Below are 17,133 nucleotides of genomic sequence, written 5' to 3' on the forward strand. Positions count from 1 at the left end.
GAAAAACTTGACACATACCCGCCAAATACCTCACTTGACATATCGGAATAAGATGATTAAGATGAAAAAGGTTAACAAAAGGAGGGGGAAAATTGAACATTTTATACATTATCATCAATCTGGCCGTCTTTATCATCCTGTTGGCCGGTTTGTATGCGATGCAAAGAAAACATGTTTCGTTTTCAAAACGCGTTTTCTCGGCATTAGGCATTGGTATCGTATTTGGCATTATCCTGCATTTCTTGTACGGCACCACGTCGTATGTGACCAACCATACGATCGACTGGCTGAATATTGTCGGCAGCGGCTATGTTTCGCTGTTGCAGATGGTCGTCATGCCGCTTGTCTCGATTTCCATTTTAGCGGCTTTTACGAAGCTGAAATTAACCAAAAACATAGGAAAAATCAGCTTTCTTGTACTCGCCATTTTACTTGGTACAACTGCGATTGCCGCTGCGCTCGGAATCGGATCCGCGCTTCTGTACGGGCTGGATGGCATCCACTTAACGCAGGGGACCGCTGAAGCCGCGCGAAATGCGGAACTAAAAACAAGCGTCGCCAGCGTAAAAGATATGACCATTCCGCAACAAATCGTTTCATTTCTGCCGAATAACCCGTTTGCGGATTTAACCGGCGCACGCCCGACTTCTACGATCGCGGTTGTGATCTTCTCCGCTATATTGGGGATGGCCTATCTCGGGGTAAAACGCAAACAACCTGAGCAGGCGGAACATTTTGCAAAAATCGTTGATACTTTGTATACGATCGTGATGCGGGTGGTTACCCTTATTTTAAGATTAACACCCTATGGCGTACTTGCATTGATCACCAAAGTCACAGCCTCAAGCGACTATGGCGCCATTGTCAAACTGGCAAAGTTTGTTCTGGCTTCTTACACAGCGATTATCGTCATGTTCCTGGTTCATTTGCTGCTCATCAGCCTGGCAAAATTGAGCCCGGTACGATATGTGCAAAAGGCGCTGCCTGCACTCACTTTTGCCTTTACTTCCCGTTCCAGTGCTGGTACGCTGCCGCTCAACATTGAAACGCAAACGAAACGTTTCGGCATTTCGGAAGGGATCGCCAATTTTTCGGCTTCCTTTGGCCTATCCATTGGGCAAAACGGTTGCGCCGGTATTTATCCGGCAATGCTGGCCATCATGGTTGCTCCATCTGCCGGCATCAACCCGGCAAGCCCGTCTTTCATCATTACGCTGATCCTTGTTGTCGTTGTCAGCTCATTCGGCGTAGCGGGTGTCGGCGGGGGTGCCACTTTCGCATCGCTGATTGTATTGTCAGTGCTCAACCTGCCGATCGCGATTGTCGGCCTTCTGATCTCTGTTGAACCATTGATTGACATGGGCCGGACGGCATTAAATGTCAGCGGCGCCATGACTTCCGGTATTTTAACCGGCAAAATTACCGGTGAAATGGATAAAAAAATATATCAACAGGAAGATGCCGATCTTCTTGAAGCATAATAGAAAAAAGCTCCGTTAACGGGGCTTTTTTCTATTATGCAACCGGCTGTCGTGAAAACGGGAAATCCGTTAAAAAGCAACGGCTAAACTAAACCAAACGATCATGACGATCTGTATCAATGCTTTGGCGATGCTGCTGCTCAGAAATCCAATGATCGTGGCAACGCCCACTTTTACAGCCTGGACGGGATTTTTCGTCATCAGGATCTCCGTTATACATACACAAACAAACGGAACAAGGATAATTCCAAAAGGCGGAATGACAAAAGAGCCAACAATCGTTGCAACCGCAGCAACCCTTTCAGATATTTTGGACCCGCCGTATTTTTTTACAAAATATCCGTTTGCAATGATATCCGCCGCAATAAGGACAATGCTTAAGATGACCATGCTGATCCAAAACCAGACAGACAATGCATGCGGATTAATGAAAAACTGATAGACTGCAAATCCGGCCCACAGCATCACAATAGATGGAATGACAGGATAGATGATGCCTGCAAAACTTAAGATGAATAAAATCACAATGGCCGTCCAAAGGATAAACGTCAATCAGATCCCTCCTCTGCTCCCGGCATGTGCCGGGACTGCATGAAAACCGTGATCATATGAAGGCCAAAACAGTCATTCCACTTTAACTTCCTTTCCCCGCCCCATATACCATTTGTAAAACATCCAGGCAAATTCGGTGGGGACATCCTTTACCCCGTTAAATTGAATCGGTTTTGCACGATTAATCGTTTCAATGGAGGCAAGGCCCAGCCATTTTTGAAAAAAGTTCCGGGAAACGCGCACTTCAATCACTTTTTCCCGCTTGGAAAGGAACAAAGAAGTCGTAAAAATGCCCGATTGTAACTGAATAAAACGGTCATTCAATACATATTTCGTATGTAAATAACCGATCCATCTTGCGACCAGTATCGATACGAACAGAAAAGCGGACAAAAGCCACCACGGAACACGCAAGCCGAAAATTTCTGGCTTCCAAAAATATAACACGACTGTGGCGATGATCCAAATCCAGCTCGGGGCAAGCAGCCGGACCCATAAAGATTTCTTGGGAAGCTGCCTCATCTCCTGTGCCACTTCATAGTCCGGCAATATCTCGTTTATGATTTCGTACGCCCTTTTAACCGGCAAAAAAGGATACAGCGAGTTTAATTCAAGTTTCTCCCCTTCAAAGTCAAGCCTTCCTGCACTCGTCAGCTTTACTTCCGCCAGCCCGAGCAGCCGTTTCAACAAAGACTGTTCCACTTCAACAGCCTGCACTTTATGCTTTTCGATAAAAAAAGACGTTTCTTCAATTACCCCTTTGGTAATATAAATCCGCTCATCATCAGAGGAGATTTCATATTTCCCATACTTCAAAAAGGTCCGTGCCATGCCGAAAATCACCGCAATAAGGGCCACAAAAAGAACAATACCCGATACAATCCACCAGGAACTGATTATATAAGAGAGCATCCCTCTCGCCTTTTTATCAATATCAACAATATCGTCCACATTCGAATAAAAAGAAAAAAATATAGGAATGACGGCAAGCGGGCTTAAAGATGTAAAACTTGCTTTTAACGTATCTTTTCTCGTCGGTTTAAAATGGACCACCCGTTCCTTTTCCTTTTCTTCCGCATCCGGTTCAAACGTTTTACGCTTATCATTCTGTACGATGTCAATGATTCTTTCCGCTTCTTTCCGGGTAATCACTTCAAATAACACGGCCGCTTCATCCCCGGAGATACCGGTTTCAAAGCTGACAGAGGTGACATGAAAAATCCGGTGAAAAAAGGATGTATGGCGGTTAATGTTTTGGATTTTCGAAAAAGGAATCGTTCGTTCTGTTTTGTTGAATATGCCTCTATACAGATGAAAGGCGCTTTCATCCAGTGCATATTTATGTGTGTACCATTTCAAAAAATGATATACCATCACGATTGCAAAAAAGAGCAAAAACAAATATCTGCCATATGTAAGCACGGGAGAACGGGAACCGGCATTTACGATAAATAAGATAATGAAAAGGATGAAATAGCTTTTTACAAAATCACCGATACGAAACAAGATCAAAAGGGGATGGTACCGTTTTTTCTTCACGACTCCACCGTTGCCAAAAACTTATAAAAACCTATAAGCATTTGTTTAATTCCTTCTTCATCGTGTCCGATTTTGCCGAAGCTACTTTCGTTTGTCATAACACTCCAAAGGCGTAAATTCGGATACAACGACTCCTACACATCAACTGCACCTTGTAAGTGGTTAAGCAGTTAATTTATCATAATTAGCTAAATTGATAGCCGCATTTAGGTCTCTATCTATTTCATTTCCACATTCACATCGATAAACTCTATCAGAAAGTTTAAGGTCACGCTTCATCTTGCCACATGATGAACAAGTTTTCGATGACGGGAAGAAACGGTCGACTTTGACAAATTCAATACCATATTTCTCACATTTGTATTCCATTTGTCTAGTAAATTCGTAGAATCCTTGTTTGGCTATTGCTTTTGATAAATGACGATTTTTCATCATTCCAGTTACATTCAAGTCCTCCATTACAACTTTGCAAGGTTTGGTTTTCACGATTGCATTTGTTGTTTGATGAAGGTGATTTCTTCGAATGTTTGATAATCGTCTGTGTAAGAATCGTATTTGCTTTTCGGTTTTTATAATGTTGCTTGTTTTGACAAAACGGCTTCCCTCCTTATTTATTTCATATTTTCGAGAAACTCTTCTCTGCAACCTCCGAAGTCGTTTCTCAATCTTCTTTACTTCTACTGTTTTATTGATATTCTTAAAAACTTTTCCGTCAGAACATACAGCTAATGCTTTAATACCTAAATCAATGCCTACAACATGGCTGTTTAATTCAATCTCATTAATTTCTTGTTCCATTCCAACAGATATATACCAATACTTCCCATCGAAAGTTATTCTTGGATTATTATATTTTACATTCATTGGTAATTGTTCTGAAGTTTTAACCCATCCAACTTTTTCAATTAAAACCAAGGAATTCTTAACTTTTAATTTCACATTATCATTATAGAATGACGGTTTACTTTTCTTTCTTGATTTAAATTTAGGGTATTTACTTACACCTTTAAAAAACCTTTTATATGCTTGGCAGGCATCTTTTACAGCTTGTTTAGCAACGTTATTCGATACATCATTTAACCATTTAAAATCCTCTTGTTTCCTTAACTGTGTAATTTCTTTTCTTAGTACATTATCAGATAAAAATTTATTTCCTTGTTTATAATTTTCATTTTGTCTATCAAGTGTCCAATTGTATACCCATCGAGCAGTTCCTGCTGATTTCCATAATTGTTTTTCTTGATATTCATCTGGTTTAAGTCTTATCTTTTTTGTTAAAAACATCATCCTTTCACTCCTTGCTAATTGAAAATGTGTAATAAGTCAATAGTTATTTATAAATGTTTATAATTTTATTTTAGCAGTCCCTCACCTCCCTGATTTTTGCATAACGCGCAATTCGGTTTCTTAACGCAATGGCCTCCTCTTTAGGCAGAGCCGGAATGGTATGGGACGTCCCCATGGTGTCCACAGTCACGGAACAGAGCCTGTATTTCTTTAAAATGGGGCCTTGTTCGGTTGCAACCGATTGGATTTTGGTCATCGGAACCAAAGAATGTTTCTCGTTCAGCACACCCAATTTCATTTGTAAAAATTCTTCGTTCACATCGTAACGCCAATTTTTATAGCGAAAATACGAACTTATCCATGACCAGATCATACTGCCTATATCCAACACGAGTAAACCGTATAATATCCAGCCGATCCATGCCGGCCAGGCAAAGCGATGGTCGAGATAAAGCAACACGGCGAGAACCACAACCCCTGCTCCGGCCTCCAGCGTCTCACGTATGATCCAAACCTTTATTGCATCTTTGGATAATGTTTGTCGAGGTTCATTTATATCTGAATACATTCCATCACCTTTAAACATGTTTTCTTCATTTCAATTCCTGGCAAGAGATATGGCTTTTCGCTTTTCCCATGCAGCATATTCCGATATACAAAATTAAAGATCAATTTCCAGTTGATCCGCCATCAGTTTTATGATTTCATCCTGTGACATTTCATTTGTTAACATGGTTTCCCCTTTCACCCCGAGTTCGTCTCTCGGATTCCACCAGGCGCGCAAAGCTTCTTCTCCAAATTCCGTTTTTTTCAAACGCATATTATGGCGTCTGACTGTTTCCCAAAACGTTAAGCGAAAATAATAAATATACGCCTTTGGATGGTAGAATTTCATTAAACGGGACAACATTTCCCCGTAACGGTTTTTGTTTAAAATTCCTTCGACAATCACAAATCTGCATTTTCCTTTGCCATATTCCGCAATTTGGCGAATGAGCTCAACAGAGAGGTTTCCTTCTTTGTCCGGCACCTTTAACATTTCACGCCGGACAGTATCTTGTGAGACAAGAAGCGTTCCCGGCCCCAAATGGCTTTGAAGCCTTTTGGCGATCGTTGTTTTTCCGCTTCCGGAGTTTCCCCGTATGATAATCAGCTTCGTTTCCAATTATAAGCACCTCCCCGGATTTAGCCCCCGAAGAATAAGTCCAGAATATTAGAGGCGGTGGAAGTTTGTTTATGATAGAACTCCGAATAACCGCAGTTTTTGCAATACACGACAATGAACGTGTTGTTCTGGACATCAAATAATTTTGACAGACCTGTTCCCGTCATTGCCACTTCTTTTTCCCCGCATGCTTAGACCCGCACTTCACGCACCCTTTTTCAGACATGGCGATTTCCCCTCCTCATCATTGTTACTTTTTTATACGGGCGGCAGCAGAAAAAGTTTCAGGCATTTCAACTGCATAAGGGGCAGCGGGGATTTCTGATCCCCTTTTACATCAAGGGGAAATTGAAAAATATGTTATAATAAAATTGAAAAAATATTTGGCTTTATCATGGAGGGAATCCGTTATAAGGAGGGGCTAGCATGATAGTTACACTCATTGTATCTGTACTGTTTTTTGCAACCGCCGTGTTTGGAATCGTCAAAATCACTCAGCTGCTTAGCAGTAAAAAATTTTAACTTGATTGACAAATTAAGGATCCCGTATGATGGGAATCCTTTTTATTTGCCATTGGTAAAAGTCGCATTTTTCAAATTCAACGCCTGGTGGAAGCCGCTAAGTAACCACGTGCGGCTAACTCCCATCCGCCCTATTTTTTTCAATGCTGAAATCATGGTGCTGTGAACTCTTCTGTCTTTACATGATGCAAGATGAGTAATCATAAACTTCACACTGGCCATTTAGAACACTTGTTTCTGTTATTTTACCGCACGAAAATGGGTTTGTCTACCTCTTATTTTCCGTTTTCCCAAAGGTAAAAATGCTCAGGTAATTTTTAACGGAAAAAGGGAATGCACCCACATGCAAGCAGATGCGGGTGCATGAACCAAGACGCGGCATTTTACGGCCAGAAACAACTTAAAAGTTAAAAGAGGAGGCAATCCGGTTCCGTGGTACGGGCAGCCAAAAACGGCCTTATGGACATGCTTAATTTTCATTTTCCAAATCAGCCGCTTTCTCCTCCATGTTTGTTTTTTCCTTTTTCCACCATAATGCTTCATGGGGGTCTTCGAGAATTTTTGCAATTTCGTGTTTTTCTTCTACTGCCGGTGCCGATCCCCGCAGTGCTTTCCCGGTCGTATCTTTTACGAAAAACATCGTCAAGACACCAATGAGACAGGCTGCCATAATATAATAAGCGGGAACCATCTGGTTATTCGTTGTTTTTATGAGCCATGCCATTACCAACGGCGTTGTTCCCCCAAATAAAGAAACCGAAATATTAAAAGCGATCGCCAGCGCAACATATCTTACTTCCGTGAAGAATAGAGAAGGCAACATCGACGGCATCGTGGATTCGAATGTCGCCAGTAAGACGGCCAAAATCATCAAGCCAAAAAAGACCGTTAAATTCGTTCCGCTTCCGATCAGCTTAAACGCCGGGATGGACAGAAAAATCAGCCCGACCAGGCCTCCCATGATGATGCGTTTGCTTCCGATCCGGTCACTGTAATAGCCCATGATGAGCACAATCGGAATCATGATAAACATCACAATGAGAATGAATAAAAGACCCTTTGACTGCCCGTAACCGAGAACGACACTTAAATAAGACGGCATATACGACAACAACATATAATCGACAACATTAAAAAATAAAACGAGAACGATCCCTTTTAGCAATTGCGGCCAATGGAAAAGGAAAACTTTCCTGAATAACCCTTTCTCATTTTCTTTGTGCTTCCCTTCCTTCATCGCTTCAAAAACCGGGGTCTCCTCCAAATGATTCCTCAAGTAAAGGCCAATCAAGCCCATCGGCGCAGCGATAAAGAATGGAAGGCGCCATCCCCAGTCCAGCATTTTATCTTCGCCGAGCCAAAAACTGAGGATCGTGACAACGCCGGATCCCAAAATATATCCCGACAACGTGCCCACTTCGAGCCCGCTCGATAAAAAGCCTCTTTTTTTATCCGGGGAAGATTCCGTGATGTACGTCATGGCACCTGAATATTCACCGCCAGTGGAAAAGCCCTGAACCAGTCTGGCGACAAGCAGCAGAAACGGGGCCAGATTTCCAATCTTTGCATAACCCGGGATCAAACCCATGCTTAAAGTCGCCAGTGACATTAACACTAAAGTAATGGCCAATATCCGTTTCCGCCCGAACTTATCGCCCAGCATGCCAAAAAACATCCCGCCAATCGGACGGACGAGAAACGCTACAGCAAAAGTAGCAAACGAATAGACCAGTTGCAATGAGCCGGTTACCCCCGAGAAAAATACCTTTCCGATGATGACGGCCAAATAGGAATATATCCCGAAATCAAACCACTCCATCGCATTTCCGAGGGCCGTTGCGACCACTGCTTTTTTTGTCAAATCTGTATCCACAATGGTAATATCATCTTTTCTCAATCTTCTCACGAGTCTCTTTCTGGATCCATACCATTTTTTTGTGTTTTCTGCCAAGCTCTTCACCTGAATTCTTTTTTTAAAAATCAGTTCTTACGGTTATTTTAAGCCGGCCTCTCTATTGCTATTCAAAATACCTGCACGCCTCCTTAATATGGCAAAGCCAGGCATTATGACCGCAAAAACAGCGGAGAATGGGGGTACCTTACTGCTTGCGCCCCATACTTGAAAATGCCGATTTCCCCTGCCGTAAAAAGCCGGGCGGATTGGACGGAATTTTTACTGCAAAACCTGGAACTTTCACGGGATTTTCGGGTCTGTGCGCCGCCAAAACGGCAGCAAACCCGGGATGGTTGGGATCCTTTTTTTGCGGGAGCCGTATGAAGCGGGAACCATCATATGCCGATGTGAGTGCCGCGGTAGCAGACGCGGCGGATGGAAAGAGCCGGTGTAGTGGTCTCCGGGGTTTTCCTGTCTTTTTGCAGCAGCCTTTTGGCAATTTGGCACAGCCGCGCATCTATTGCGATGAAAAGGATATAAAAACCGGGCTGTTTTTGTATCGGGGGTATTCAGGGGGAATGCTATACCGTTTCCCCCTCCATCTGTTTTGTTTCAAAGTGATCCAGCAAGGTGCGCACTTCATCTGTTGAATCTGTGCTCATTAGTTGGTTTCGCAACTCGCTCGCTCCCCGGAAGCCTTTGACATAGATCTTAAAAAAGCGGCGAAGCGGTGGAAACGGGCGCGGCTCCAGTTCTGTTGAATATTTGTCAAAGAGATCCAGATGCAGTCTTAAAAGATCAAGCAACTCCTTGCTGCTGTGCTCTTTCGGCTCTTTTTCAAAGGCAAACGGATTTTTAAAAATGCCGCGCCCGATCATCACCCCATCAACACCGTACTGGCGTGCAAGCTTCAGGCCGGTTTGACGGTCAGGGACATCCCCATTAATGGTCAAAAGGGTATCCGGTGCCACCTCATCACGCAGTTTTTTGATCTCCGGAATGAGTTCCCAATGGGCGTCCACTTTGCTCATTTCCTTTCTTGTCCGCAAATGGATGGAAAGGTTCACGATGTCCTGTTTCAATATGTGCGTAAGCCAGTCCCACCATTCCTCCACATACGTATAACCAAGCCTCGTCTTTACACTCACAGGTAATCCGCCTGCTTTTGCGGCTTGGATAAGTTCAGCAGCAACATCCGGACGGCGGATCAGACCGCTTCCCTTCCCTTTTGTTGCCACATTCGGCACAGGGCAGCCCATATTGATATCAACACCGCTGAACCCGAGTTTTGCCATACCCATACTCATTTGCCGGAAATATTCGGGCTTGTCCCCCCATATATGGGCCACAATCGGCTGCTCATCCGCCGTAAACGCCAAGCGGCCGCGCACACTTTGGTTCCCCTCGGGGTGGCAATAACTTTCCGTGTTTGTAAACTCTGTAAAAAACACATCCGGCCTGCCCGCTTTACTTACAACATGGCGAAAGACAACATCTGTCACATCTTCCATTGGTGCCAGTATAAAAAATGGCCGTGGTAAATCACGCCAAAAATTTTCTTTCATGATAAAAATCATAACCTCCCCTATCTGGATACCAAGCCAACACAAAATAAATAAGCAAAAAATATTTCAGCCTCTTTTACACTTATAACATGGTTCGGTACTTTTGATCAAACTATACTATTTCTTAACCTTGTCACAGATTTAGCACTGGCAAAAAAAATAAAAATCGCACACGACGTTGAAGTGGGCCTACTGCATCCCCGCGATGCCAAAATGCTGCTGGCCAGGACGATTGTCCGCATGTACCACGGAGAAGCTGTGGCAATCCAGGCAGAAGAAAACTTCAAAAATGTTTTTCAACAAGGAGCATTGCCTGCCCATATCCCGGTCATGCTATGGAACGGAGATAAAACAATAAACATTATTGATCTACTCGTGCAATTGAAGCTGCAGCCATCAAAAAGTGAAGCCAGAAAAATGATTCAAAACGGCGGCATCCGGATAAATGGAGAAAAAGTAAACGATATCCACGATGCTGTTCATGTAACAGACGGGCTCATCATACAAGTAGGAAAGCGGAAATTTATAAAATTGCAGGCCGGGGAAGTCTGACAGGCAGCTGGGAAAATGAAGTGCGGCAGGGGCAGATCCGTTTTCAATACTGACAACGTGGACAAAAATAAGTCTTATGTGAAGAAATTTCTTCTTTCCTAATAGGGGAGCTGCATCGCGGGCATGGCTCATTTTCTCTGCCGTGAACGTACATTTGATAGCGTCCCGTTTTGCCATCTCCCACGTGCAGCGGATGTTCCATATAACCTCCCTGCTCAATCCCTTTATGAAGGATAAACCGGATCGACTCATACAAACGGGCGAGTTGCTGATTGTCAAGATGACCTGCTTTTTGATCCGGCCGCAACTGCGCGTGCCATAGCATTTCATCGGAATACCGGTTTCCAATCCCGGCCAGCACTTCTTGATTAGTTAATACTGTTTTAAGAATGCCTCTTCTTTGCTGCATCCGTTGTTGAAAAGCAGCTAATGTAAAATGGGGATCAAGCGGTTCGGGGCCGATTTTTTCAAACGCCGCCTGAACCGCTTCCGGTGTTAATAGGTGCAGGTATCCTAAACGCAAACCAATGAAAAACAAGTGCCGGTCTCCAAAAGAAAGTTGGATTTGTATTGTCCGGTCCGGTTTGTCTTCCTCTTTGCCAAAAAACATCCACCCGCCGAGCATTAGATGCAGAAGCAGGCACGAACCGTTTTCGAGCTGGAAAATTAAATACTTTGCGCGCCTTGAAATCGATTGGATCTTCTGATTAGTCACTGCCTTCATAAACTTGCCGGCAGGTATATTTATCGATTTTTCCCGCTGAATCATGGCATTTGTAATGGTCCGGCCGCCAATCAATGACGCCAGCCATGTTTTATAGGTCTCCATTTCCGGCAATTCAGGCATCACGTTTCCCCCATTCATGCGAACTGTATTAAACAGTTTCCCCGAATGGCGGGGATTCATGAATCATGTTTGGCTGTCCTGCCCCTTGGCAATGTGCGGGGATTCAATGAACCGGGGATTCCGGCAGTAAAATTTGTCGCATAGCAAAAATAAAGAGCGGCGTTTAACGAGAAACAGCACGGGGACAAACCGGAATTTTCCTGTTTATCCTCGTGCTGCAGCATGACTTCTCTTATAAGCTGAAATTTGCTATATATGAACTGAAGTTTTTACATCCAGCGTGTGCACCATTTGCATGAGGGTTATTTTTTATAGCAGGCAACAGAGCCGAGATATTTTGTTCAGTTTATATTTTTATAAACTAAACTTCTGGAGAGACTCATTTATTTTATGGGCTAATTGATGCTGGTGGTCTACCATTTCTGCCGTTTCTTTCATTGCCAGTGACACTTCGGAAATATTAAATGACATTTCCTCCGTACCCGCAGCGGATTGCTGGCTTGTGGAAGATACATGTTGTATCGCCTTGTTGACTTCCTCAATTGCGTTTGCCATGTCATTCGAAGCCTGGGCGATTTCAAGCGACATACGGTCTAAAAATTCCGCATCGTGTTCATACTGTTCCCCTATACGGACCATTTTTTCATAATCGGGATTCACTTTAGTGTCTACATAGTCCAGAATTTCTTTTGAATGATGAATAAGGTTTGAAAAGGCTTGCTGGACCTGGCTAGTGACAACCCGGATATTTTCAACCGATTGGGTGGATTGTTCAGCCAGCTTTCTGATTTCTTGAGCGACTACTGAAAAACCTTTTCCTGCTTCCCCTGCCCTTGCCGCTTCGATCGATGCATTTAAGGCAAGGAGATTGGTCTGATTCGCAATGTCTCCAATCGTATCAGCCAGCATTTTGATTTCCTCCACAATTTCCGCTTGTTGAATGGATTTCAAAATATTCTCCGCTTTTTCCGTATAGATTTGATTGGAAGAGCCTGCAGACTCAGTTGCTTCCTCTCTTACTTTTGTCCCGCGTTTCTTAATTTCCTGCGCGATGTTTTTTCCTTCATTTGCTTTTTCTGCTAATTTCTTCGTTGAACTTTCAATTTGTTCAGCAGATGCGCCAATTTGCTGCGTACTTGCACTTAGTTCCATTGCGCCATGTTCCATCTCATTTATCGTTTCTTTCACATCTTCCATCACATAAAACAGTTCCGTCATGGTTGCCGATAATTCATCTGAATTGGAATCTACACGCTCTATTCCTTTTTTTAAATCTCCAACCAGATTTCGCATATTGCTTGTTGCATTATTTAAGAAGTTAGAGATCGTGCCAAATTCATCTGCACCTAAAATTTCCAGCGATTCAGCCAGGTTTCCCGACTCCAGGCTGGAAGCGTATTGCTTCATTTTTAATAACTTCCCGGTTAACCGGAAAGATGACCATAAACCTACACCAAGATAAAGGATTGCGGCAACAGACACAAACCAAATGGTTAAGTATTGGGGGATGATGAACATGCTGCCAACCAACAAAATGCCAATGAGAATATAAGGCAGGATAACGGTTTTGATTTGGCCCATTGTAATGGCTTTGGACAATTTTTTAATTCCCATGGTACGGCTCCCTTCATTTGAAACAGATTCAATACATTTAATGTTTATACAACATGGCACAAGCAGAAGTTCCCGCACCAACCGACCAAAATATGGCATAGCTGCCCCTCGTTATCCGGCCGGTGCTTACAGCTCGTTCAAAAGCCATAAACGGGCTAGCGGCTCCTGTATAGCCATATTCCGTGCCCACAATTGGGAACTTGCTTATGTCTTCTTTGAAGATTTCCTGGATTTTGTATATATTTTTCCGTGACAATTGGGAAAAGCAAAAAGCCTGAATATCCTTCGCGGTTAAATGATTCCGGCTGAGCAATTTTTCAACAAGCGCGGCAGTAGACAGAAAAGCATTGTCATTGTTTACATTCTCCCATTTTATTTTTCTATTCTTTTGTTCGGCTTTTCCCTCAACCAGTTGGGATACGCCACAAGCCGGAAAAGTAATTTTATCAATTGATTCTGTGTTCACTTGATAGGCTGAGTCGATAAACCCTGTTTTAACATGATGGCTTTTTTCCAGCAATACTGCAGCGGCCCCGTCTCCGAAACTGGCATATGTAACCGCATCCCCCTCGTTTGCAAAGCGGTGCATTTGCTCGGAGCCCACGACAAGCGCACGCTTGATATGCGGATTTGCGAGCATATTGCGGCTTACTTGATCCACTGCTACCACCATTCCGACACATGCCGCATTCATATCATAAACAACAGCTTCTTCTTTTCCGCCCAAAGATTGATGAATGGCAACCGCATTCGGTGGCCAAAAGTATTCAGGTGTCCCTGATACAAATACAATCATATCGAGATCCCGGCCGGCCAACCCGCTTTTTTCCAGCACTTTCTTTGATGCTTCCACCGCCATTGTTAAAGTGGTTTCAGTTTTATAATCTGCTATGTATCTGTTTTCTCTGCCAAGCGCTTGCAAAAGTCTTGTAATATCTTTTCCTTGCTGGCGAAAATGGGCCAGGTAATAATCGTTATGGCGCACCTTTTCAGGATGATAGACAGAGACTTCTCTTATTGTCACACTCGAATCCATTTTTACTTAACTCCTTCAAGCTGTTTTTAACGTGAAAGTTCCAATCCCGCTTGTAAACTATTGATAAATTCACCCGTAAAATTCACTTTTTTCGCGATTCTCTTCAGCTGTAAACGCGGCGTCACCCTTTTCGGTGTAATCATCAGGATTTTTTTAAATCCTAAACTCATATACAACGCATAGCTCTTTTCAAGCACCGGCAAAATTTCGGGCTTAAATGTCCTTAAATCGGATGAATCCACAATTAACGAATAATTTTTCACATTAATTTTTGAAACTTCTTTTTTTAAATCGTCTACAAACGTAGATGCCTTTTCTGTTGCGGCAAATCCGCCTAATGTAATGATAAAAGCTTTATGCTTGTTATCTGTTTGAAACTGTGCCATCCTTGCTTCCTCCTGCTTGTTAAATGAAGTTCTTCACATTTGATATCCGCACAACGAAAAAAGGACTAATCCCCTACCGATTAGTCCTTTTGATGTAAAATCGGTAACTGGCTGACATGGTCATCTGACTTTAGTCCCTTTAGCTTTGCGTCTCCACCTTTCGATGAATTTGCCTTTTTCAATTTTTATTGGAATTTTGCCGGAAAGCATGGAAATCCTGCCAAGTATTTCCACAGCCTTTATCATTATATAAATATATTATTATGTATGTCAATAGAATCATTTTTCGGACTGCATTAAGCATAATTGCCGCATTTTTTTGAAAAAATGAATGAACCGGCTTTCATAGTTTTAAAATTGTGGATAACTTCAAATGAGATTCATATGACATGGTCGTTTTCCAAGCAGCCAAAGTCCCGGAAGGTCTCATCCTTTCCCAAAACTGCAGAAAGAGGCAGCCTGCTAAAATTTGTAGTTTCAACGCATATTTGATTTTTGAGATAGAGGTGATATCATTCACCTTAAAGGTGCCCTCCTTTCTGGTTGGCTTTTTTGCTGTTCGGGGCCCACCTTTTCATTTTAAGCTTCTGTTTTACTTTCATCATTCAGGTCTATAACAATAATGAAACGGTATCGCCTTTTTCATTTGGTGATATTATCTGCCAACACTATACCAAGCAAGACATTAATCAAAACAGCATGAATCAAATTGGCGCTTTTGACCTTGAACTCGAACAGGGAACAAATCGATACATTTGCGAATCAGGGTTATTCTAAAATAACCATTGAGTTAGATATTTTGGTCGGGATCATAAGCAGACAAAAAGAAGCGTAATGGGAAAAGTTTTTACAAGGAGGGAGTAACCTTGAGGCAAACTTCTTTATTTGAGAACGACAATGACCAAAACCGTCCCTTGGCCACGCGAGTACGTCCTAAAAATTTAGACGAATTCGTTGGACAAAAGCACCTGATAGGTAAAGGAAAAGTGCTTAGAGAAATGATTGAACATGACCGTCTTTCTTCCATGATCTTCTGGGGTCCCCCCGGCGTAGGCAAGACAACATTGGCGAAAATTATTGCAAATCAAACGCAATCGGAATTTATTAATTTTAGTGCTGTTACCAGTGGGATTAAAGATATTCGAAACGTTATGAAAGAAGCTGAAGAACGCCGGCAATTAGGCGAAAAGACAATTTTGTTTCTCGATGAGATCCACCGATTCAATAAGGCACAGCAAGATGCCTTTTTACCGTATGTGGAGAATGGTAGCATTATCCTTATCGGCGCAACCACTGAAAATCCGTCATTTGAAGTCAATTCGGCCTTGTTATCGAGGACTAAGGTTTTTGTCCTACATAAATTAACGAGTAGTGAAATCGTGGAATTATTAAAACAGGCCATTGTAAATCCCCATGGGTATGGCCTTCAAAAGATTGAAATTGAAGATCAAACTTTATTGGCCATTGCAGAATTTTCCGATGGGGACGCCCGTACTGCGTTGAACACGCTGGAAATGGCTGTTTTAAATGGGCATAAGCAGGAGGATACCATCATCATCAGGAAAGAAGACCTTTCCCAAATGATCAACAGAAAATCATTATTGTACGACAAAAATGGTGAGGAGCATTATAATATTATTTCTGCCTTGCATAAGTCGATGCGAAATAGCGACGTGAATGCGGCGGTCTATTGGTTATCACGGATGTTGGAAGCCGGAGAAGATCCGCTGTTTATTGCGCGAAGATTGGTCAGATTTGCAAGTGAAGATATCGGTTTAGCCGACAATCGGGCTTTAGAAATTGCGGTATCTGTTTTTCAAGCATGTCAATTTATTGGTATGCCTGAATGTAATGTACACTTAACCCAAGCTGTCATTTACCTTTCACTGGCACCAAAATCTAATTCAGCATATTTAGCTTATATGAGCGCAAAGAAAGATGCACTGAACTCAATGAATGAACCTGTTCCCCTCCATTTACGCAATGCCCCTACCAAATTGATGAAAGATTTAAATTACGGAAAAGGATATAAATACGCGCATGATACAGAAGAAAAATTAACAACGATGCAGACGATGCCGGATTCGTTAGCAGGGCACGCGTATTATCATCCGACAAATCAAGGTTCAGAGGCCAGATTCAAACAAAGACTTGAGGAAATCTCAGAATGGCATAAAAGGAACCGTAAATCGTAGTGTGAACGAAGATGTTCGATCGTAAAAAAACCATTGTGAGGCAATCTTTATGATTCAGCTGTTGAATGTTTTTGCCATCCAAAAATAGCCGAAAGTTGACGGTGTTGCCTGTCACTTTTCGGAAATTATCGCGTTTCGACATACTCCGGAAAGGGGTAGATACCCTTCATTTGGATCTTCTGATTAGATTACTGGTATACAATTTACTCGAAATCTTTATTGGCAAAATGAAAAGCATCCACTCATTTGGATGCTTACTTTTTTAAAATATTCAAATTGCTTATATATCTATCATTTTATCCAAAGTGAACGGAAATTCATATCCTTTCATATGGAGTGCTATTTACAATTATTGCATTTATAATATATCACCTGAATTATTCACAGAAATTCAGAAACTTATTATAACTTATGGATTACCAAGCCTTTTCGGCTTTATTGTAATTCATTAAAAAAATGAAAAAAGAATCCATTTCTGTTAAACCTGAATCCGTGACG

The 17,133-nt window shown here is 42.4% G+C and carries 13 protein-coding genes, 2 pseudogenes and 1 riboswitch; of the genes and pseudogenes, 3 read left to right on the plus strand and 12 right to left on the minus strand.

What is annotated here, in order from left to right:
• The first annotated feature begins 92 nt into the window (after positions 1–92).
• Positions 93–1,481, plus strand: a complete 1,389-nt coding sequence (locus P9687_RS13605) for an L-cystine transporter (protein WP_014097285.1) — start codon at positions 93–95, stop codon at positions 1,479–1,481.
• Between the two features lie 69 nt (positions 1,482–1,550).
• Here P9687_RS13605 and P9687_RS13610 read toward each other — a convergent pair whose 3' ends face one another.
• The 8 genes and pseudogenes from P9687_RS13610 to P9687_RS13645 form a co-directional block, all read right to left on the minus strand.
• A complete protein-coding gene (locus tag P9687_RS13610) occupies positions 1,551–2,033 on the minus strand; it encodes a DUF456 domain-containing protein (protein ID WP_014097284.1) in 483 nt (160 codons plus the stop codon).
• A 72-nt stretch (positions 2,034–2,105) separates the two neighbouring features.
• Positions 2,106–3,572: a PH domain-containing protein gene (locus tag P9687_RS13615; RefSeq protein WP_328228636.1), complete on the minus strand. Its 1,467-nt coding sequence runs from the start codon at positions 3,570–3,572 to the stop codon at positions 2,106–2,108.
• 162 nt (positions 3,573–3,734) lie between these two features.
• Entirely contained in the window at positions 3,735–4,856 is a 1,122-nt protein-coding gene (locus tag P9687_RS13620; protein WP_258922250.1) for an RNA-guided endonuclease InsQ/TnpB family protein, read from the minus strand.
• 73 nt (positions 4,857–4,929) lie between these two features.
• The gene (locus P9687_RS13625) at positions 4,930–5,427 is read right to left on the minus strand and encodes a PH domain-containing protein (RefSeq protein WP_258922249.1); all 498 of its coding nucleotides are present in this window, start codon (positions 5,425–5,427) and stop codon (positions 4,930–4,932) included.
• Positions 5,428–5,520: 93 nt separating this feature from the next.
• Positions 5,521–6,024, minus strand: a complete 504-nt coding sequence (locus P9687_RS13630; protein WP_179234611.1) for a kinase — start codon at positions 6,022–6,024, stop codon at positions 5,521–5,523.
• Positions 6,025–6,044: 20 nt separating this feature from the next.
• A pseudogene (locus P9687_RS13635) lies at positions 6,045–6,250 on the minus strand (zinc ribbon domain-containing protein).
• A 765-nt stretch (positions 6,251–7,015) separates the two neighbouring features.
• The gene (gene proP, locus P9687_RS13640; protein ID WP_328228637.1) at positions 7,016–8,497 is read right to left on the minus strand and encodes a glycine betaine/L-proline transporter ProP; all 1,482 of its coding nucleotides are present in this window, start codon (positions 8,495–8,497) and stop codon (positions 7,016–7,018) included.
• Between the two features lie 524 nt (positions 8,498–9,021).
• A complete protein-coding gene (locus P9687_RS13645) occupies positions 9,022–10,017 on the minus strand; it encodes a tRNA dihydrouridine synthase (protein ID WP_328228638.1) in 996 nt (331 codons plus the stop codon).
• 108 nt (positions 10,018–10,125) lie between these two features.
• Between P9687_RS13645 and P9687_RS13650 the strand changes: the two are divergent.
• Positions 10,126–10,557: pseudogene (locus tag P9687_RS13650) on the plus strand (S4 domain-containing protein); the annotation flags it as partial.
• A 43-nt stretch (positions 10,558–10,600) separates the two neighbouring features.
• Here the strand turns inward: P9687_RS13650 and mutM are convergent.
• The 4 genes from mutM to P9687_RS13670 all read right to left on the minus strand — a co-directional run bounded on the left by mutM (position 10,601) and on the right by P9687_RS13670 (position 14,440).
• Positions 10,601–11,404 carry a bifunctional DNA-formamidopyrimidine glycosylase/DNA-(apurinic or apyrimidinic site) lyase gene (gene mutM / locus P9687_RS13655; RefSeq protein WP_035183760.1) on the minus strand — a complete coding sequence of 268 codons (804 nt, stop codon included), beginning with the start codon at positions 11,402–11,404 and terminating at the stop codon, positions 10,601–10,603.
• A gap of 354 nt (positions 11,405–11,758) precedes the next feature.
• Complete coding sequence (locus P9687_RS13660) at positions 11,759–13,018, minus strand: methyl-accepting chemotaxis protein (RefSeq protein WP_328220253.1); 1,260 nt, start codon at positions 13,016–13,018, stop codon at positions 11,759–11,761.
• 37 nt (positions 13,019–13,055) lie between these two features.
• Complete coding sequence (locus P9687_RS13665; protein WP_014097273.1) at positions 13,056–14,054, minus strand: 3-oxoacyl-[acyl-carrier-protein] synthase III C-terminal domain-containing protein; 999 nt, start codon at positions 14,052–14,054, stop codon at positions 13,056–13,058.
• 26 nt (positions 14,055–14,080) lie between these two features.
• Positions 14,081–14,440, minus strand: coding sequence for a hypothetical protein (locus P9687_RS13670; protein ID WP_014097272.1), 360 nt, complete (start codon positions 14,438–14,440; stop codon positions 14,081–14,083).
• 99 nt (positions 14,441–14,539) lie between these two features.
• Positions 14,540–14,624: riboswitch (cyclic di-GMP riboswitch) on the minus strand.
• A 682-nt stretch (positions 14,625–15,306) separates the two neighbouring features.
• Here P9687_RS13670 and P9687_RS13675 point away from each other — a divergent pair.
• Complete coding sequence (locus tag P9687_RS13675) at positions 15,307–16,635, plus strand: replication-associated recombination protein A (RefSeq protein ID WP_014097270.1); 1,329 nt, start codon at positions 15,307–15,309, stop codon at positions 16,633–16,635.
• Positions 16,636–17,133: the final 498 nt, after the last annotated feature.

The sequence above is a fragment of the Weizmannia sp. CD-2023 genome, from assembly GCF_036225245.1.
Classification (GTDB): domain Bacteria; phylum Bacillota; class Bacilli; order Bacillales; family Bacillaceae_C; genus Weizmannia; species Weizmannia faecalis.

Excerpts from the sequence above, each read along its gene's own strand:
- P9687_RS13620 (WP_258922250.1), bottom strand. The coding sequence starts at position 4,856 with ATGTTTTTAACAAAAAAGATAAGACTTAAACCAGATGAATATCAAGAA.
- P9687_RS13625 (WP_258922249.1), bottom strand. The coding sequence starts at position 5,427 with ATGTATTCAGATATAAATGAACCTCGACAAACATTATCCAAAGATGCA.
- P9687_RS13645 (WP_328228638.1), bottom strand. The coding sequence starts at position 10,017 with ATGATTTTTATCATGAAAGAAAATTTTTGGCGTGATTTACCACGGCCA.
- mutM (WP_035183760.1), bottom strand. The coding sequence starts at position 11,404 with ATGCCTGAATTGCCGGAAATGGAGACCTATAAAACATGGCTGGCGTCA.
- P9687_RS13660 (WP_328220253.1), bottom strand. The coding sequence starts at position 13,018 with ATGGGAATTAAAAAATTGTCCAAAGCCATTACAATGGGCCAAATCAAA.
- P9687_RS13665 (WP_014097273.1), bottom strand. The coding sequence starts at position 14,054 with ATGGATTCGAGTGTGACAATAAGAGAAGTCTCTGTCTATCATCCTGAA.
- P9687_RS13670 (WP_014097272.1), bottom strand. The coding sequence starts at position 14,440 with ATGGCACAGTTTCAAACAGATAACAAGCATAAAGCTTTTATCATTACA.